Raw genomic sequence first — 18,284 nt, 5'->3', positions numbered from 1 at the left:
GAAACCAGCCAAATGTGAAGAAATAAGGCCCTGTAGTTCCCCAACTCTGTTTGCCCCCCCACTATTCGGCGAAATAGTGGACTGTAGTTCCGCTCTGTGGGCTGAGCAGCCAACTTAGCTCAATTGGTGACGTCGCACCCAACCGCCAGCCCCTAATAAAGCCATTATCACCCACGAATATTCGCTGATGCTGCGCTCTTGAACAAACTTAACTAGCAGAGGAGAGGAGAGGAGAGGAGAGCTCCTCCTAACGCTACTGTCGCGAATGGGACCGGAGTTCCCTACAGCCGTCATATAGTAATTCCGCTATGTTGGCAGCTTCCTCCCACTAATCATTCAACCGATACGTGCGAGCACGAGATTGCCCGCTCGAGACAACAAAAAGCTGCTTGTCGCACAAGCCATGCAAAATTTTTCTGGCATATTTGCTGCTTACTTGAAGATGAGAGGCAAGGTCCGAGGGGGAGAGGGGGCGCATCATTCGTCTTGCGAATCGAATTGCTTCGCTTTCGGCCCATGTGAGGGGGAGCGGAGTATAGGCAGAAGAGATGAATAGCCCAACTAAAGAAAGTATCAGCTGCTGACACAACTTAGGCGAATCCACAATTGACGGGTAAGCGATAGGCATGACCAACCAGCCGTCTAAGGCAAGATGGCAATGCCGCTGGCAGAGATCCTTGAACCGCCAAAGTTCAATATCTCGTGCATGCGTGCTGTAGCCTTGGACTTCGATCGCCCCTCTAGCATCTCCTGGCATGTACGCAAAGTCCAAATAACGGTATCCGTTCGCCAAGTCGCGCACTTCCCATTCCGGATACAAATGGTCAAAGTGTCCAATAATCGGAAACCATACCGCACGTAGAAATTCCATTTCCGCGTGTCCCAAACCCTGCTCCAAGCGCTCTCGCCTGCGCCTGTTAGTCTCCGCTGCAATTTGTGACGCCATGAAATCTTCAAATGCTTGTTCAAATCTCATTATGAATTCCTGCTTTCTCCATTAGATTTTGGTTGTGATAAAACACAAAACGCCGCCTCCACCTGTTCGTACAGGAGAGAACTCCTGCGAACCAGATGAAAGCGGCGTGTGCTTCACGACCAGCTAGTACTATAATTTTTAGTATAATGAAAACCCGGCCATTACGCCAGTCTTTTTAAAGGAACTACAGGACACTATTTCTTCGAAATACGCCCTTTCCGCGATGAGTGGGAACTACAGTCTGTTATTTCCTTGCATTTTGACAGAAACCAGACAAATGTGAAGAAATAAAGCCCTGTAATTCCCCTCCGGACACATATTCCCCGCTGTTCACCGGAATAACAGCCCGTAGTTCCCTACCATGATTATGTATATGCAGTGGAGGAGAAGGTCACGTTTTTCCTATGGAACCCGCCCCATCACCCGTCCAACGTATCCTAATCCCAGACATATTGCTCCTGAGGACGGGATTTGAGATAATGCACATAGGAAATTGATAGATAGGAGATGGTTATTATGTCTAAGTCCCAAAAAACGTTAGCATTTATTGGTTCCTATGCGGATTCAAGCAATCCAGGCGTGTATACCTGCCAATTTGGAGAAGGGAATGGAAGTCTGGAAGTCCTTCATGAAGTGGATGGCTTGCAAAATCCTACGTTTTTATCCGTTGATAAAGAAAATTGGAGGCTTTACGCGATATCGGAAGGAACGGGTGCAAACGGTCAACGCTGCGGAGCAGCAAGCTCCTATGACATCGACACGGTCTCGGGGAAATTAGCCTTTTTGAATAATGAGATTACGCTTCCAGCAACGACTTGCCATATCCAGCTTGATCATTCGAATCAAGTCGTTATGGTTTCGAGCTATCACGGGGGCATGGTGGGCTTATCGCCTGTTCTGGCGGACGGACGAATTGGCGAAAATGCAGATATTCAGCAGCATGAAGGCTCCAGTCTTTTGGATGTGCAGGATAGACCGCGTGCTCATTCCGTTTTCTTGGATCGTACGAATACTTATGTAGGCGTTTGTGATTTAGGATTGGATAAAATAAAGCTGTACAAGCTGGATCTTGCTGCGAAAAAGCTGCATCCTCATAGTGAAGTGTCCGTCGCTCCAGGGTCAGGCCCGCGGCATTTTGCCTTTCACCCATCTTATACATATGGTTATGTAATCAACGAGTTAGGCTCAACTGTAACAGCTTTCAGCTACAAAGAGGAGCAGGGCGAACTTACTGAAATTCAAACGATTTCTACGCTGCCAGAGGCGTTCGAGGGTGAAAATGCTTGCGCGGATATTCACGTTTCTCCGGACGGCAAGTATCTTTACGGCTCGAATCGCGGGCATGACAGCATAGTTGTGTACGCCATTGATGCGGATACAGGCAAATTGTCTCCTGTTGAATATGCGCCTACGCTAGGGAAGCATCCGCGCAATTTTGCCCTTTCACCGGACGGGGCGCATCTTTTAGTCGCAAACAAAGACTCCGATAACATCGTATCGTTCGCAAGAGATGCAGCAACTGGGAAGCTGTTGCCAACCGGAAGTGTGCTGACGCTGTCCAAACCGGTATGCATCAAATTTGCCATCGTAGATTAACATGACACCATACACGGAGCGTGTGATCCAAATTATCCGTTCTATTCCTGAAGGGAAAGTGATGACCTACGGGCAGATTTCGCGCCTTGCAGGAAGTCCTCGAGGAGCCCGGCAGGTTGTGCGAATATTGCATGCCATGGGCAAGAAGTATAAGCTGCCCTGGCATAGAGTCGTGAATGCGAAAGGTGAAATTGCGATTCCAGATGATGAAGGAGCGGAGCTGCAAAGCTTTCTGCTTCAATCAGAGGGCATTGAGCTCATTGAGGATCGCTTAATCTCGCTTGAACGCTACCAGGCTCACATGGAAGAAAATACGTAATCTGTCACATAAGAAGCCTCATTTCTTGCCACAATAAGAAGTGAGGCTTTCGTACCGTGTAAGCACTAAGCTTAGCATTATCGGGGGTTTATCATGAGTCAACATCAAGCGCTGCCTGTGGCGGTATACAATTTATTAACGATGCCGTCCAATCGTGCGCAGCGGCGGTTTGCATATATCATTGGGGTTCTAGTAACCCTTATCTCTTTGTTCTCAGTACCTTTTGTCCGCATGCAGCTAGGAGAAATGGCGGCTTTCCAGCCGGCTATTTTTTCTACGGTCGTTTGCTTTGAACTCATTACAGCTTACGTAATCTATAGTCAGTTTAAAATCTCCCGCCAACTCGCCGTGCTTGCTCTTTTTGCGGGTTATTTGTTCTCGGCGGGCATGAGTTTAGTTTACATCCTCGCATTTCCCCGTGTTTTTGCTGACAATGGGGTGTTCAACTCGGGACCACAAACGTCCGTGTGGGTGTATGCGCTTTGGCACATAGGTTTTCCCCTGGCAGTCCTGCTTTATTTGCGGCTTGACGCCAAACATCGAAATGTACGGTACAGCGCTCGCAAGGCAAAGATAGCCGGCTGGTGTACATTTATCGGGACAATCGTTTTGCTGGCCGTATGCACGTTGTTTACGACGCATTTCGTCGAGCTCCTGCCAACCGTTTTGTCACAAGGACAGCTGTCTCCCGCATTTGTTAAGCTTGTTGGGATTCCAATCGTTGTGCTTACGTTCATCACGTTGCTCGTCTTTTACATTCGGACTAAAGCTAGTACGGTAACCTCAACATGGCTGTGCGTAGCAATCCTAGCGATGATGCTGGATGTGATCATTGTTCTTTGCGGGGGAGGGCGTTTCAGTCTAGGTTGGTATGTGGCGAAGTGGAACTCCTTTGTATGCTCGAATGTTGTGCTGGCCGGCATGATCTATGAATTTACGAAAATGTATCTGAACATGGCGGATCTTTTTAGAAAAGTCAAAGACAGCGAGTATAGCTATAAAGTGCTTCTTGGGGAAAGCCAGCAAGCGGAAAGGACGATCTCCGAACAGAACACGATTATCGAACAAATGTTGGAGTCCAGTCATGAAGCTATCATCATGTGTGATACCGTAGGCAGAGTTATTTTTGCAAACCGCCGCGTCGAGCTTTTTTTTGAAAAGCCGATTGGCAAAGGGGACTGTTTGTCCACGTATTGCGAAGGCATGCTAGCGTCAGACACTGCTTTTAAAGTCGTCGTTGAGGCCTATTTCAACCAAAGTATACCGCCTTTTCAAAAAAGGATTTCAAGAGTATCGCTTTCCGGCGAAATGAAGCATTATGAATGTTACGTCAATCCCATTGTGGACGAGGGGGCTGACACGCTCAGGGGTCATTTGTTCGGATTCAGGGACCGGACCGAAGAGGAGCGGATCGATGAGATGAAAAATGAATTTGTCTCCATCATTTCCCATGAAATCCGAACTCCGCTATCTTCTATTATGGGATTTATTGAGATTTTGGCGACCCGGAACGTTACGGAGGACAAGCGAGTCAAGTACGTAGAGACGATTCATAAGGAATCAATGCGGCTGTCCAATCTAATCAACGATTTTTTGGACTTGCAGCGATTGGATTCAGGACGGCAGCTCTTTCATTTTCAAACGCTCAACGCAGCTCATTTGCTAGGTGAAATCGTGGATCAATGGCAGGGGAAAGACAATCATGAGATTGAACTGCATGTCCTTGATGATTTCCCTATTATTCACGGGGACGAAGAACGTCTCAAACAGGTTTTTCATAATTTGATCTCCAATAGCATCAAGTACTCTCCTGATCGATCGAAGATAGATGTGTATGTGGAACGTGAGAATGGCCGTGTCCTCATCAAAATTCAAGACTATGGACTCGGCATTCCGGCCGATGCGTTGGATAAATTATTTGCGAGATTTTACAGGGTAGACAATTCGGATCGCAGGAAAATCGGGGGAACGGGACTCGGGCTGTCTATTGTTAAAGAGATTGTAGAAGCTCATCACGGTAAGGTGTTGGTGGAGTCCGAGTTAGGCAGGGGTTCGATTTTTACGGTTCAATTCGATGAGCACATAGATAGGTAGCCTGCTTACAAAAACCTAAATGAATCTGGCCCCGTGCCAGGTTCTTCTCTTTTTCGCCCAAAAATAAGCAAAAACAAACAAAAGTGTTACAAAGTCCAACTGTCGGGAATAGACTAACTGTATCATAGGCCATAGGACAGGAGGCATTTCGATGAATGAAAGAACCTTATATCTATTCGATGGCATTAACAAAAGCTCTGTGAAAACGATTGTCGAGCAAATCATGAAAATAAACCAATTTGATGATGACAAAGATAAGAAGGAAAAAGATTTTAAACGCGTTCCCATCGACGTCATTATTAATAGCAACGGGGGGAGCGTCTACGACGGTCTAGGCCTCATTAATGTGATCGAAAATAGCAAGACGCCTGTACACACCTACGTGTATGGACTAGCTGCCAGCATGAGCTTGCTGATCGCTGTGAGTGGCCACAAAAGGTATGCCGGCAGGCTCAGCACCTTTATGTATCATGCCGTTTCTACGCATATTGACGGTCATCTGGAGTATTTGAAGAATAGAGTGGATGAAACGCAGAGGCTGCAAAATATTTATGATGAATACCTTTTATCTAAAACAAAGCTAACCCAAGATGAGATCCTTCGTGTTCAGGAGCATCAGCGAAATTGGTATCTGAGTCCTGAGGAGGCTTTATCCTACGGTGTGATTGATGAAATTGTATAGAAATTGGAGAGAGAAGCCTGGGGGATTCTCTTTTTCTTTGTTTTTTATCTCTTTTTGGTGTTTAATGAGAGAAAGAGAGAAGGCTGACAGCGACAGCTGCCGCCAAGTGCAAAGGAGACCCAACTGTGTATAAAATTGTGTTTTTTGATATCGACGGTACGCTTGTCAATGAGGAAAAACAGGTTCCAGCTTCCACAGTAACCGCTATTCACCAGTTAAAGCAGCAAGGCATTGAACCGGTGATTGCTACCGGACGAGCCCCATACTTCATTAAGCCCTTGGCTGAGCAGCTCGGGATCGATTCCTATGTTTGTTTGAACGGCGGATATGCCGTGTATCGTGGGGAGCCGCTGTACAGACGCATCATTGCCAAAAGCAGCATTGAAGCTTTGGTCAAACTTGCCGCGAAGTACAAACATTCTCTCGTATTCGAGGGGGAGCATCAGTTTTTTACGGACACGGAAGATCATCCATTCGTAACAGGATCCGTTTCGTCGTTGAAGGTGGATTTGCCAGGGTATGACCCGGATTTCTGGAAAACGAACGATATTTATCAGATTTTCCTGCATTGTGAAGATACGGATGAACATTTGTATGAAGAGCTTCAAACGGAATTTAAGCTGATTCGCTGGCATCAGCATGCGATTGACGTTTTACCGGCTGGAGGTTCCAAAGCCCAGGGGATTGCAGCACTGCTTGAGCTTGTAGGCATTAAACCGGAAGAAGCGGTTGCATTTGGCGATGGCTTGAATGATATGGAAATGCTTTCCTTTGTTGGGATGGGCATCGCGATGGGGAACTCCCACAAGGATTTGCTTCCTTATGCCGATCATGTGACGACGCATGTGGATGAAGATGGCGTTCGCAATGGACTTATTACAGCAGGATTGCTCTATCATCGAAAGAACAAGATCAGGGTGAAAACAAATGAGAATAGCTTTTTTTGATTCAGGAATAGGCGGAATTTCCGTCTTACACGAAGCCATGAAGCAATTGCCTCATGAAGACTTTCTATATTTTGCAGATACGCTGCATGTGCCATATGGAACGAAATCGAAGGATGAAGTCCTTTCTTTCGTGAAACAAGCGGTTGAAACCATCAGCAAGGAAGAGGTTAGTGCACTCGTTATTGCTTGTAACACGGCAACGAGCATTGCGATCGCAGAGCTTCGCAACATCTACGACATGCCGATTATCGGTATGGAACCTGCGGTGAAGCCGGCGCTTGCCATGAACCGTTCTTCGGGAAAACGAGTGCTTGTGCTCGCTACACCGTTAACGCTCAAAGAGTCCAAATACCGGGAGCTTGTTTCCCGTATCGATGACATGCACATGGTGGATTCGCTGCCAATGCCGGAATTAGTTCAATTCTGTGAGCAATTAAACGTGGATAGTCAGCTAATTATTGATTATTTTCATACCCAGTTAGCTTCGTTCGACCTGAGTATGTATGGTACGTTAGTCCTTGGATGTACGCATTTTCCCTTTTTCCGAAGCGTATTGAAAAAGATTCTACCGGATCATATCCAAATTGTTGATGGAAGCGCAGGGACAGTGAACCGGCTGACTCAGCTGTTGAGTGATCGAGATCAACTTCTTGGCAAAGGACATTCCGATCTGAAATGGATGTGCTCGGATGGTAATCCTGAGTACTTGGAGAAGATGCGGAAAGCACTGGAGCTTTTTAAAGTCGCTGGGGAATAAGAGTTGAATAGGAGAATATTAAAAGGGCTGTCGTCCAGTAGGTATATCTACTGGACGACAGCCCTTTCGTGTTAACTAGACTATACGCGAATCTCAAGCAGTTCGTAGGAGATAACACCCATTGGCGCATTGACGCTGATCGTATCGCCAACTTTTTTGCCCATGAGCGAGACGCCAAGCGGGCTTTCGTAGGAGATTTTATTTTCATTGACATTTGCTTCAGAGGTACCGACGATTTTGTATTCGATTTTCTCGGCGAATTCTACATCATTAAGGACAACAGTGGATCCTACTTGAACTTTAGATGTATCCAGATTCGTTACAACGCGCGCCTTTTTTAACATTCTTTCGATGGTCAAGACTCTCGTTTCCATGAAACCCTGTTCTTCTTTGGCCGAATGGTATTCACTGTTCTCTTTCAAGTCACCGTAGCTAATGGCCGTCTTAATCCGGCTTGCCAATTCTTTGCGTTTAACGGTTTTCAGTTCCTCAAGCTCAAGTTCTAAACTGCGTAATCCTTCGGGAGTTAGGATGATTTCATCATTGGACATTTTTACAGCTCCTCATGTATTCGATACTTGTTATAGTACTAAAGTAGCGAGGTCAAGTAAAGTAATCGTAAAAAAGCAACTTATTAACCAAGAGAACGTCTAAATAGTGGAAGTATTTTCCTTGAAATGGATGCGGAAGCGGTGAGTTTACGATGATGAAAATAAAATTGTTCACATTCACGGTTGTTGCAGCAGCAATGGGTTTGGCTGGTTATGTGTCCCAAGCAGCTGCGGATACGATTTTTGGAGGTTCTTTTGGTCCAGAGGGGCTTCGATTCCCGGCCGAGATAGAGCTGCTGGCTGACACACCTTATTACGCTGCGGCGGATACGTACAACACGGATCCTGAAGGAACGTTTGCTCCGCAGGCGGTGCATGTACTGGAAACCGAAAGCGCCTGGTCGATCGGCGAGGCGACTTGGAAAATCGAAACCATGTTCGGACCTCGTTGGATCAGGCCAAAACCTTGGGAAATCGAGATTGCACCGCCTAAGCGGATCACGCTTTTAGATGAAACACCGCTTTATCGCAGTCCAAGCACGAAAAATGATCCTGTTGCCGCTTTATCCCCCCAAGAGGTGGAAGTGACAGATGCTGAAAAGATGTGGTTCTACACCAACGATCCCAACCGCAAATCTTGGATTAAGGTGCATACAAATTGGTTAGGCGATCTATGGGCGTTTATTCCAATTAATCAAATTGGCACTGTTCACGACGTTCAGCGCAAAGCACATTATGATAATCTTCCCGTAAAAAGCGACCTTGGCGCGGCAATGGGCATAGGTCAGCAGCAGATGGACTGGTCTTCGACGACAGCTGGAGATTTCACGATTCTCCATGAATTTACAACGATATATGATCGCGCTTTCGAAGTTCAAACCGATCAAGGGACAGTCTGGACGCGGGACAAAGGAGTGACCATTCTTCCGGCAGATGAAACACTGAAAATTGTGCGAGAAACGCCGTTATTCCCTACTGTCTTCGCGGGGATGGCAAAAGAAGATGCGGTGCTTAAAGACGAGACGGTCACTGTTTTTGAGAAAATCGCAGAACCCTTATGGACGGGGAGAGGTCCATACGAAATTTGGCATAACAGCACCTGGTATCATGTGCGTTCCTCGAAGGGAACGGGCTGGGTGAACAAGTTGGTCGGTGATCCCGAGTCTGCCGTTCCTGTCCATTGGAAAGTGGCGATTAAGGATTCGAAAGAGCTGTATCGCTATCCGGATATGCCGTTTAACGATACGACATTGCTTTTGCGTAATCAGACCATGGAAGCAACAGAGGCATGGAATCCACCGAACGGCGGGTCTATGTGGTTGAAGGTACATGTGGATAACCGAACGGGGTGGATTCCATTTTGGAGCAGTACGCAGGATTCAGTGTGGGATGAGGATTCCCAAACGATCGCTCATGCTGCAAATGCAGGTTTAAATGTGTTCGGTACGGTAATAACCGCACAAGATCGTTTGCAATTTTTCACAGGTGAGCAGATAGGTTACATTGAAAAAGGTCAATCTTATTTAAGTTTGAAGCAGCTTGCCGAACGGCTTCATTATGAAATTAGCACCGCCACAGATAAGGATGAGGTTACACTCAGCAGAGGTGACTATGCCTTCGATTTGCAAGCGAACCTGAGCAGCGCTGTGGTACACTGGAAGGCTGGAAAAGGTAGCACGGTTTCTCTGGAAAAGCCTGTTGTACGTAACGAAGACGGTTGGTATTTGAATTTGAAAGATGTGATATCTCTTTTTGGATTAACGCAGGGATTTGCCGAAAAGGACTACAGTTTACTCGAAAGCAATTATACCGTAAAGGAAGCTGACACCCAGGTAACCGTGAATAACGGACGATTGGAACTACAGGCATTTGTGGATGACTGGATCAGCTCGGGAGATTACGACGCAGGTAGAGTGCCGCCGCTTCAACTGGCAATCATCGAGGACGGAGATGACGGAGGCGCCGAGCACATTCCCCAGATCACAGGAATTGTGAATCAGCCGAACCAAGCTTCAGGTGTTACCCTGTTTAGCTTGAAAGCATCACGCCCGTTAGCTATGGGGACACATCGAGTCGATGTTGTCTTGCGCATAGGCGAAAGAATCATTTGGAAGAAAAGTGCTGAGATAGCGGCTAAGTAACCTAAACATGTAACCTTGTTCCAGAATGGAAGTGGGTTGTATTCTCCTTTTGGCATTGAGTAGTTGACTCTCCAACTAACTTGGAGGAACTACCGTCCGCTATTTTGGAGAAAAGCGGAGTTTTGGCTGTCCGTGAAGAACTACAGGGCGTTATTTCTTTGCATTTGACTCAATGTTAGCCCAAAGTGAAGAGATAGCGTCCCCTAGTTCCCTCGCGCGCGCAAAAGGGCGCATTTCGCAGAAATAAAGCCCTGTAGTTCCGTTTCAATGAGGAAGAAACCAACGAGAAATCCACCCCTAATTTCCATCCTGTTTCTTGGTAATTTTCCCTATCTTACCAATGGTTTATAAACCGCAATATTAATTGATAGACAAGGCTTTCCTATCCTACTATACTACTGAAAGGGACAACTAATTTCGGATAGTGTCGAAAAAAGTTTTACATAAGTTTTACATAGTGTCGAATTTGTAATATTCATTTTACAAAATATAGAAAGTGTGAACATCTTCATGAGAATAAACTCCAAAGTCATCTACATCACCTTAATTATCGTTATTCTGTTGCTGGTGACGAATAATACCTCTTATTACTGGTATACGAAATCACTGTTAACGGAAGCCTTATCGATGAGGATGGAGTCGACGGCCAACCAAATCCGCACATCCATTGAACTGTCAGAGGAAGGTTCCTTCTTCGTGGAAGATTTAGTTGGAGAAAAGCTGCGCGCTGTCGCACTTTTCGCCGCGAGCAAGCTTGATCCGGATGCCGATAAAGTATCCAATGAACAATTGGTTCAACTCGCCAAACAAGCGGGTGTCGACGGCTTCTCGCTGATGAAGCGCAGTGGTGTTGGAAACGATATCATGGTCGCCAAGTCATCGGAACCCAAAGAACTTCAAATCAAAAGCACAATTCCTTTCGGCTATTGGTTTACGGCCTTTGATCAATTGATGACGAATCACCAGGTCTCGATTCCTGAAGGTCAGAAACTGCCGAATTTCTGGTCCGGCATTTACGAGGTTCCAGCTTCAGGCTCCAGCAATGTCAGTAAATTCGGGTACTATTACGACGGTTCAACCAATTATATTATTTGTGTGTTTGTGAACGCCGATAAAATTCAGCGGTTTAAAGAAATCGTCGGTGCAGACACCGTTGTAAAGAAAACGCTTGCGGCCAATCAGGATATTTTGGAGATTTCTGGCCTGCATGGGGTTACGTTCGGTTCTAAGCCAATTGAGTACAAAGGCAATGACGGCTCATCTTTCATTTCGGTGTATGATCGGCCGCTGCTGTTCGGTTCGTACAACATTACGAATGACAAAGATTTGAAGTATTACAAAGAATCCATTGAAAATAATAAACCGGTTAGCGTTGTAGAGAGTTGGAATGGGAAACCGATTCTCAAAACATTCATGTACGTCCCGGTCAAGAACAAACTGACCGAAATCCAGCGAGAAGTTCCCTATGTCATTTCCATTACGTCGGATTATCAATCGATTCAAGAGACTTTAAACAAACAGCTCGTTCAGCTTATGCTTGTCGTTGTTCTGTTTACGGTTTGCAGCTGCATCTTTATTTATTTTGTTTTCCGATTTATTACCAAAAGCCGTGAAACCGCGGTTCAATCCACACAAGAAATGTACATTCAAAATGTGGATTTGATGTTTGCTACGATTCGCAGCCAGCGGCATGACTTCTTAAATCATGTGCAGACCATGTATGCGCTGCTTGCAAATGGCAAAAAAGAAGACCAGATGAAGTACATGAAAGAGTTGCTGGAAGAAATCAATGAAGTGAACGATATTATTCGTATCGGCCATCCGGCGATCGCTGCTTTGATTCAAGCGAAGTTTGCGCTTGCTATGCGGACGAAAATTGATTTTACTTATGAATTTACAGGCCTTGATGGTTTAGCTTTAGGGGTAAAATCCGTTGATCTCGTGAAAATTATCGGAAATCTGATTGATAATGCTTTTGACGAGGTGAATAAATTCCCGCCAGGTGAACGGGAGGTCATTGTGAATGGATGGTCGGAGTCGAATCAAGTGACGATCTCTGTTTCCAACCCCGTGCTGCCGGATTTCCAAGTAGAGGACTACAATCAAATGTTTTCGATCGGCTACAGCACCAAAGGTGACGGTGAGCATCAAGGATTAGGCTTGTCGGTCGTGAAGGAGCGGATTGAGCACTACAAAGGGACAATCGAAGTATGTGTGGAGGATGGCTGGATTTGCTTTAAAATATCCATTCCTATGCAGTAAATGTAAAGCCCCTTCCTTTTCTGTTTAAGACAGAGAAGAAGGGGCTTTTATTTATTTTTGCAGCATGGGGTACACATAAAGCATAAAAGGGATCAGTAAGGTGACGGCCAAAAGCAGCCAACGGAATACGGTTTCGCTTGTAGATCCGGTATCAATTGCGATGAATTTCGGCAATAAACGAATTTTCATCGGGAGCGGCCAGAATAGTTGAATGCCTCGTTCATTGAGCAAATCAATAAGCGGATGCGATGCATAAGCGACGATGAAAACCCAGAAGTACAAGGGCGACATCGGCAATGAGATCATCATTAGCAGGAGGATAAAGACAATCGAATGGGTTAGCGTCCGATGCTTGACCTTCAGAATGCGAAGCAAGGCAGATAAGGGGAATAAAACCTTGGCCATCGTCGAGCCTGGTTTGTCGACATCAGCCAGCGTTCCTGCCAAGCAGCCCAGCAGAAGAGCTCCGGCCGTGTCCCATGAGAAAAAGCTTACATCTTGATAAGCGAGTACGAGTTCTGCCGAGATGAAACCGGCAATACTGTGTGTTTTTTGCAGCATAAGTTAACCCCTAAGTCTAATTTATTTATAACTGTATAGCATTCGAAGCAGAAACGTATTTTCAGTCGGAATCTGCTCACACCAAGCATATGCAACAAACAGCGTATCACATTCTAGTGAATGTTGTGGTCATTTCTTTGAAATTGGGATGAGAAATCGTTGATTAGGGTGCTCGGAACTAGGATTAGTTACCTACCATGAGTCAATAATGATGGGGTAACTAGTCTATGAGCACTTTTTGAATATAGGTTTATACGTTATAATAGACATATAGTTGAAATAGTGAAGGAGCTAACTCCGATGCCAGTCTTTAATGCGATGGAAACGATCGTCGTCAATATGTTTGATGAGTTTCAGAAAAATTACGAATTGAAATGCGATTGTAATAAGTGTAAAGATGATATGCTAGCGCTTGCTTTAAACAAAATCCCGCCTAGATATACGTCAAGTGAAAAGGGCGCATTGTTTGTTAAAGGCATATACATTAACCCGCAGTTGCAATCCGATGTTATGCGTGAATTAATGGAAGCTGCGAATATTGTGGCTGATCATCAGCATCACGAAGTCTAGTAACATACATAATTTGAACAAAGCTAGTCTCCATCTCAGGAGGCTGGCTTTTTTATATAGCATGTCATTCGACAATATAGTATAATTATCGACGAGTTTCGTATATTTCGAACATAATTCGTTAATATTTGTCGAGCAAAAAAATACTTTGACTAAATCCGAGTTATTTAGTAGGATATACAAAAGAATGTTGTACATAAAATATAATCACCAAGGGGAGAGATACACATGAAAAAAGCTTTAATTTCTATGTTTGCTGTTACAATATTGCTAACTGGCTGCGCAACTGCAAAAACAGACACAGCAGCACCGGCTGCGGAAGCAACGAAAGCTGCTACAGCTAAGTCAGATAAGAAAGTTATCTTGATTACACCGGAGAAAATTGGTTTGAACCCATTTTTCGCACAAGAGGATGAAGGTGTTAAGAAAGCTGGACAAGAGTTTGGCATTACGGTTAAAACAGTAGAATCCACGGATGCAAGCGCCATTGAACAAAATTTACGCGCTGCCGTTGCCGATAACTATGATCTCATCATCACCAGCTCTTTCGAGTCCGAAGATGCTCTTAAGAAAGTAGCTGCTGAGAATCCGAAGAAATCCTTTGCCATTATTGATACGGTTGTCGATCTTCCGAACGTTCGCAGTGTAGTATTCCGTGAGCATGAAGCTTCCTACTTGCTAGGTGCGGCAGCTGGTCTTGCTACTAAGAAAAATGTCGTAGGTATGGTTGCGGCACTTGATATCCCGCTGATCAAGAAGTACACCGTTGGCTTCCAAGAAGGTTTGAAAGCAACGAATCCTAATGCTAAATTCATCGTTAACTACGTAGGCAGCTTCACGGATCCAGCGAAAGCAAAGGAATTAGCATTAACGCAATTCTCACAAGGTGCTGATTTCATCGCTGCCGCTTCTGCTGTTGGTGATTTGGGCGTATTCGAGGCTGCGAAAGAAAAAGGCTTCTTCACATCCGGACAAGATATTGACCGTACAGTAACGGATCCACAGCATATCGTCCTTTCTCAACTAAAAGGAACTGATGCCGTGGCTTACCAAACGGTGAAAGACTTCGTAAACGGCTCGTTTAAATTCGGTTCCGTCGATTACGGTTTGAAAGAAGACGGCGTTGGTCTTACTTTCGTAACCAAAGACAGCAAATCTACGCTTAGTCCTTTCATTGGACAAGACGTAGTTACGAAGGTTAAAGCGATTCGCGATGATATCGTTTCTGGCAAAGTGAAAGTTGAAAATCCAGTTAAATAATCAGCACGATCATTTCATATCGACCATGGGAACTGTTTACGGAGACGTAAACAGTTTCCTCATGTCTAGACAGAGGAGCGAAAAACCGTTATGCTGCTTCAAATGCGTCAAATTACGAAAACATATGGCAATTTAACAGCGAATTCAAATGTTGATTTTTCGCTGCGTCAAGGTGAGATTCATGCATTAGTCGGGGAAAATGGAGCTGGAAAAACAACGCTAATGCGTATTTTGTACGGCATGGAGCAGCCAACGGCAGGCGACATTCTTTTGAATGGCAAAAAAGTGGCCTTCACGAATCCTACGGATGCGATCCGTCATCGAATTGGCATGGTGCACCAACATTTCATGCTTTTTCCCTCTTTTACAGTGGCTGAAAATATTGTGATCGGGAATGAACCTAAGTCAGGGCTCAAATTTGACCGCAAAAAGGCCGTCAAGCAAGTTGAGGCATTGTGCGCGCAGTATCGTCTGCCGATTGATCCGAACAAGAAAGTGGCGGATATTCCGCTTGGCATGCAGCAGCGTGTGGAAATTTTGAAGGTGCTGTATCAAGGTGCGGACATTATTATTTTGGATGAGCCGACGGGGGTATTGACGCCGCTTGAAGCGAAGGAACTCCTCGTTATTATGCGGAACTTGGCCAACCAAGGGAAGAGTTTTATTATCATCACGCACAAGCTGCATGAAGTGATGGAAATTGCTGACCGGGTTACCGTTCTACGTGATGGGAAAGTAACAGGAGAGCTGGATGCCGGGGCAACCAATGTCGAGGAATTGTCCAAGCTAATGGTGGGCAGAGATCTGCTTCCTACGTCCAAAAGTGATGTGAAACTTGGTGAAACCGTTCTACAGGTCCAAGAGGTCTCAATCATGGGAGACAAAGGCAAGCCCGTTCTGGATAAAGTCAGCTTTCATGTCAAAGCTGGGGAAATCGTGGGTATCGCAGGTATTTCAGGGAACGGTCAATCCGAGCTGATTCAAGCTATTTCCGGTCTGCAATTTATTGACCATGGGGAGATTCGATTGCTTGGCGACAATTTGAAGGGACTTTCCGTACGGGAAATCAGAGACATTGGTCTTTCGCATGTTCCGGAGGATCGTTATCAATGGGGTGCGGCGAAAGAGGGCACTGTCTTAGAAAATGGGACGATGGGGCATCACAGAACCACCAGCCGTAAAGGGTTTTTACAAGGGAAAGAATTGCGGCAAATGGTGGGTGGCTTCATTCAGCAATTTCAAATTAAAGCAGGCTCGCAGGATGCGAAGGTGAAGTATCTGTCTGGCGGTAATCTGCAGAAGTTGATCGTAGCCAGAGAAATTGCGCAGAAGCAACCCTTTCTGATCGCAGCAGAGCCCACTCGTGGCGTCGATATTGGCGCGATGGAGCTTATTCACGAAGAATTGCTTCGCAAACGTGACGAGCAAGGCGCGATATTATTAGTTTCCTCGGAGCTAACAGAAATTCTCAAGCTTTCAGATCGGATTATCGTCATGTATGAAGGACGAATCGCTGGTGAGATTTCTGCCGAGAACGCAACGGAGGAGCAGATTAGCTTGTGGATGGCGGGAGGAGTTTCTCATGCTTAAAAGTCGTTTCCCTATAAGCGCTTGGGTCCAACCGCTGCTTGCCGTCATCATCGGCTTAATCGGCGGTGCGATTGCCATCTCATTGATAGGCGGATCCGTAATTGATACTTATGCACAGATGTGGAAGGGTGCTTTCGGCAATTTCTTTTTCATAACGAATACGCTGACCCGAGCCACACCGCTGATTCTCGTAGGTTTAGGCGTATCGATCGCGTTCCGTGCAGGTTTTTTCAACATGGGATCGGAAGGTCAAATGATTCTGGGCGCATTATCCAGCGCGATGATCGCAATTTATTTGCCTGGGCCAGCCTTATTTAAATTGTTGGCAGCTATACTCGGCGGAATAATTGCCGGCGGCATATGGTCGGCTTTTGCAGGTTGGCTGGACGCCAAGTTCAGAATGAACTTGATCATTACAACACTGCTGATGAATTATATAGCTGCTTTATTTGCAGGCTACATGGTTGCCTATCCTTTTAAGGATAAAACAGGATCAGCCGCTCTCGCTCAAACGATGATGATTGAGAAAGGGGTCTGGCTGCCCAAACTATTTCAAGGGATGAGCATCCACGGTGGATTTATTATTGCGATTGCACTCGCGGTACTCCTGTATCTGTTTATTAAATATACGGTTGCCGGTTATGAAATTCGGATGTTAGGATATAATCCGCTTTTTGCCGGGTATGGAGGCGTGAACAGAGGGAAAGTGATGCTGGCCAGTATGTTTGCCAGTGGCGGGTTTGCCGGGTTAGCCGGCGCAATCGAAGTTCTTGGCATGCAGTATCGATACACAGATGGCATGATAACGAACCCTGGTTATGCCTGGTCCGGCATTATGGCGACACTGCTTTCAGGCGCTCATCCGCTAGGTACGGCAATTGCGGCCGTTCTGCTTGCAGCTTTGCAAACTGGAGGTATGGGGGTTGAACGGAACACGAGCATCCCTTTAGAGATTTCAAGTGTTATTCAGTCTTTGCTTATCTTGTTCGTTACAGCGAAATTCAGCTACACCCTTTGGAAACGACGGAAAGGAGGCAAGGGCGATGCAGCATCTTCTTGATGTATCCTTATTCAGTTCAATGATTCGGATGGTGGCTCCGATTCTGCTGGCGGCACTCGGCGGGGCGATTTGTTCCAGAGTCGGCTTGTTTAACGTAGGTTTGGAAGGTTTCGTGTTAGTCGGCGCATTCTCAGCGATTGTGGGTAATTTTTACACTGGAAATGTATTGGCTGCTGTTCTTATTGCCGTTGCGGTTACGATGCTCTTTTCCTTGATATTTGCTTATATCAGTATTCATTTGCAAGCGAATGTCATCGTTGTCGGTATCTCGTTTAACTTCTTGGCGTTGGGTTTGACTGCGTTTAGCTTGCGAGCGATTTTTCATGTCAAGGGCGCTTTCTATGATAAAAATATGATCGGATTACCGAAATGGGATATTCCGTTCATTAAAGATATTCCCGTCGTCGGCGACATTATTTCCGGGCATTCACCGCTTGTATACTTGGCCTTTATCCTTGTATTTGTCCTACAGTATTTTCTGTTCAAGTCTGTTCTGGGATTCCGATTGGTCGCGGTTGGCGAAAATCCGATTGCCAGCAAAAGTACCGGAATCAAGGTAAATCGGATGCAGTACTTGGCGGTTCTTATCTGCGGAGTGCTCTGTGGACTCGCTGGCGCTCAGCTTTCACTGGGGCAAGTGACGATGTTTACGGAAGGCATGACGGCCGGAAGAGGATTTATTGCTCTGGTCGCAACGATGTTAGGCCAAGCGAATCCGATTGGTGTCATGGCATCCAGTTTGCTTTTTGGATTGATGGATGCGTTCAGTATCCGATTGCAGGGATTCTCCCTGCCTACTCATTTTACACAAATGCTGCCTTACGTCGTGACTTTGCTAGCGATGCTTTTCTTCCGGAGAAGCAATTATTTGGCTGATGCACAGAAGGCGAATGGCAGTTCCCGATAAGGGAGTAACGG

The 18,284-nt window shown here is 45.7% G+C and carries 16 protein-coding genes; 13 read left to right on the top strand and 3 right to left on the bottom strand.

Annotation, left to right across the window (positions count from 1 at the left end; genetic code table 11):
* Positions 1-328: 328 nt before the first annotated feature.
* Positions 329-976: a transcriptional regulator gene (locus AC3WTJ_RS24870; protein WP_492524104.1), complete on the bottom strand. Its 648-nt coding sequence runs from the start codon at positions 974-976 to the stop codon at positions 329-331.
* Positions 977-1,492: 516 nt separating this feature from the next.
* Between AC3WTJ_RS24870 and AC3WTJ_RS24865 the strand changes: the two genes are divergently transcribed.
* The 6 genes from AC3WTJ_RS24865 (at position 1,493) to murI (ending at position 7,371) form a co-directional block, all read left to right on the top strand.
* Positions 1,493-2,572, top strand: a complete 1,080-nt coding sequence (locus AC3WTJ_RS24865) for a lactonase family protein (protein WP_492524103.1) — start codon at positions 1,493-1,495, stop codon at positions 2,570-2,572.
* 1 nt (position 2,573) lies between these two features.
* Positions 2,574-2,891 carry an MGMT family protein gene (locus tag AC3WTJ_RS24860; RefSeq protein WP_407868067.1) on the top strand — a complete coding sequence of 106 codons (318 nt, stop codon included), beginning with the start codon at positions 2,574-2,576 and terminating at the stop codon, positions 2,889-2,891.
* Between the two features lie 93 nt (positions 2,892-2,984).
* Positions 2,985-4,985, top strand: coding sequence for an MASE4 domain-containing protein (locus AC3WTJ_RS24855; protein WP_492524102.1), 2,001 nt, complete (start codon positions 2,985-2,987; stop codon positions 4,983-4,985).
* Between the two features lie 151 nt (positions 4,986-5,136).
* The gene (locus tag AC3WTJ_RS24850; protein ID WP_492524101.1) at positions 5,137-5,667 is read left to right on the top strand and encodes an ATP-dependent Clp protease proteolytic subunit; all 531 of its coding nucleotides are present in this window, start codon (positions 5,137-5,139) and stop codon (positions 5,665-5,667) included.
* Positions 5,668-5,792: 125 nt separating this feature from the next.
* Positions 5,793-6,614, top strand: a complete 822-nt coding sequence (locus tag AC3WTJ_RS24845) for a Cof-type HAD-IIB family hydrolase (RefSeq protein ID WP_492524100.1) — start codon at positions 5,793-5,795, stop codon at positions 6,612-6,614.
* Positions 6,595-7,371 (top strand): glutamate racemase, encoded by a 777-nt coding sequence (murI, locus tag AC3WTJ_RS24840; RefSeq protein ID WP_492524099.1) that lies wholly within the window; start codon positions 6,595-6,597, stop codon positions 7,369-7,371. The genes AC3WTJ_RS24845 and murI overlap by 20 nt, the downstream gene beginning before the upstream one ends.
* A gap of 80 nt (positions 7,372-7,451) precedes the next feature.
* On the opposite strand, the gene greA is transcribed toward murI, so the two are convergent.
* A complete protein-coding gene (gene greA, locus AC3WTJ_RS24835) occupies positions 7,452-7,922 on the bottom strand; it encodes a transcription elongation factor GreA (RefSeq protein ID WP_315952457.1) in 471 nt (156 codons plus the stop codon).
* Positions 7,923-8,074: 152 nt separating this feature from the next.
* Here greA and AC3WTJ_RS24830 point away from each other — a divergent pair, with 152 nt between their 5' ends.
* Positions 8,075-10,063 carry a hypothetical protein gene (locus tag AC3WTJ_RS24830; RefSeq protein WP_492524098.1) on the top strand — a complete coding sequence of 663 codons (1,989 nt, stop codon included), beginning with the start codon at positions 8,075-8,077 and terminating at the stop codon, positions 10,061-10,063.
* Positions 10,064-10,573: 510 nt separating this feature from the next.
* Positions 10,574-12,325 carry a sensor histidine kinase gene (locus AC3WTJ_RS24825; protein ID WP_492524097.1) on the top strand — a complete coding sequence of 584 codons (1,752 nt, stop codon included), beginning with the start codon at positions 10,574-10,576 and terminating at the stop codon, positions 12,323-12,325.
* 51 nt (positions 12,326-12,376) lie between these two features.
* Here the strand turns inward: AC3WTJ_RS24825 and AC3WTJ_RS24820 are convergent, their stop codons facing one another.
* Positions 12,377-12,886 (bottom strand): metal-dependent hydrolase, encoded by a 510-nt coding sequence (locus AC3WTJ_RS24820; RefSeq protein WP_157321961.1) that lies wholly within the window; start codon positions 12,884-12,886, stop codon positions 12,377-12,379.
* Positions 12,887-13,186: 300 nt separating this feature from the next.
* Between AC3WTJ_RS24820 and AC3WTJ_RS24815 the strand changes: the two genes are divergently transcribed.
* The 5 genes from AC3WTJ_RS24815 to AC3WTJ_RS24795 all read left to right on the top strand — a co-directional run bounded on the left by AC3WTJ_RS24815 (position 13,187) and on the right by AC3WTJ_RS24795 (position 18,273).
* The gene (locus AC3WTJ_RS24815; protein ID WP_127450117.1) at positions 13,187-13,456 is read left to right on the top strand and encodes a late competence development ComFB family protein; all 270 of its coding nucleotides are present in this window, start codon (positions 13,187-13,189) and stop codon (positions 13,454-13,456) included.
* A 228-nt stretch (positions 13,457-13,684) separates the two neighbouring features.
* Complete coding sequence (locus AC3WTJ_RS24810) at positions 13,685-14,716, top strand: BMP family lipoprotein (protein ID WP_127450115.1); 1,032 nt, start codon at positions 13,685-13,687, stop codon at positions 14,714-14,716.
* Between the two features lie 90 nt (positions 14,717-14,806).
* Complete coding sequence (locus tag AC3WTJ_RS24805) at positions 14,807-16,306, top strand: ABC transporter ATP-binding protein (protein ID WP_492524096.1); 1,500 nt, start codon at positions 14,807-14,809, stop codon at positions 16,304-16,306.
* The gene (locus AC3WTJ_RS24800) at positions 16,299-17,366 is read left to right on the top strand and encodes an ABC transporter permease (protein WP_157321957.1); all 1,068 of its coding nucleotides are present in this window, start codon (positions 16,299-16,301) and stop codon (positions 17,364-17,366) included. The genes AC3WTJ_RS24805 and AC3WTJ_RS24800 overlap by 8 nt, the downstream gene beginning before the upstream one ends.
* A complete protein-coding gene (locus AC3WTJ_RS24795) occupies positions 17,350-18,273 on the top strand; it encodes an ABC transporter permease (protein ID WP_492524095.1) in 924 nt (307 codons plus the stop codon). Before AC3WTJ_RS24800 ends, AC3WTJ_RS24795 begins: the two co-directional genes overlap by 17 nt.
* The last annotated feature ends 11 nt before the right edge of the window (positions 18,274-18,284 follow it).

The sequence above is a fragment of the Paenibacillus sp. FW101-FHT12H11 genome (assembly GCF_058790355.1).
The sequence above is the reverse complement of the archived record's forward strand: the minus strand, read 5'-3'. Positions and strand labels throughout refer to the sequence as shown.

What these genes read in the sequence shown, in the direction of transcription:
- AC3WTJ_RS24825 (WP_492524097.1), top strand. Translation starts at nt 10,574, where the DNA reads ATGAGAATAAACTCCAAAGTCATCTACATCACCTTAATTATCGTTATT.
- AC3WTJ_RS24815 (WP_127450117.1), top strand. Translation starts at nt 13,187, where the DNA reads ATGCCAGTCTTTAATGCGATGGAAACGATCGTCGTCAATATGTTTGAT.
- AC3WTJ_RS24805 (WP_492524096.1), top strand. Translation starts at nt 14,807, where the DNA reads ATGCTGCTTCAAATGCGTCAAATTACGAAAACATATGGCAATTTAACA.
- AC3WTJ_RS24830 (WP_492524098.1), top strand. Translation starts at nt 8,075, where the DNA reads ATGATGAAAATAAAATTGTTCACATTCACGGTTGTTGCAGCAGCAATG.
- greA (WP_315952457.1), bottom strand. Translation starts at nt 7,922, where the DNA reads ATGTCCAATGATGAAATCATCCTAACTCCCGAAGGATTACGCAGTTTA.
- AC3WTJ_RS24860 (WP_407868067.1), top strand. Translation starts at nt 2,574, where the DNA reads ATGACACCATACACGGAGCGTGTGATCCAAATTATCCGTTCTATTCCT.
- AC3WTJ_RS24850 (WP_492524101.1), top strand. Translation starts at nt 5,137, where the DNA reads ATGAATGAAAGAACCTTATATCTATTCGATGGCATTAACAAAAGCTCT.
- AC3WTJ_RS24870 (WP_492524104.1), bottom strand. Translation starts at nt 976, where the DNA reads ATGAGATTTGAACAAGCATTTGAAGATTTCATGGCGTCACAAATTGCA.
- AC3WTJ_RS24810 (WP_127450115.1), top strand. Translation starts at nt 13,685, where the DNA reads ATGAAAAAAGCTTTAATTTCTATGTTTGCTGTTACAATATTGCTAACT.
- AC3WTJ_RS24820 (WP_157321961.1), bottom strand. Translation starts at nt 12,886, where the DNA reads ATGCTGCAAAAAACACACAGTATTGCCGGTTTCATCTCGGCAGAACTC.
- AC3WTJ_RS24800 (WP_157321957.1), top strand. Translation starts at nt 16,299, where the DNA reads ATGCTTAAAAGTCGTTTCCCTATAAGCGCTTGGGTCCAACCGCTGCTT.
- AC3WTJ_RS24865 (WP_492524103.1), top strand. Translation starts at nt 1,493, where the DNA reads ATGTCTAAGTCCCAAAAAACGTTAGCATTTATTGGTTCCTATGCGGAT.
- murI (WP_492524099.1), top strand. Translation starts at nt 6,595, where the DNA reads ATGAGAATAGCTTTTTTTGATTCAGGAATAGGCGGAATTTCCGTCTTA.
- AC3WTJ_RS24855 (WP_492524102.1), top strand. Translation starts at nt 2,985, where the DNA reads ATGAGTCAACATCAAGCGCTGCCTGTGGCGGTATACAATTTATTAACG.
- AC3WTJ_RS24795 (WP_492524095.1), top strand. Translation starts at nt 17,350, where the DNA reads ATGCAGCATCTTCTTGATGTATCCTTATTCAGTTCAATGATTCGGATG.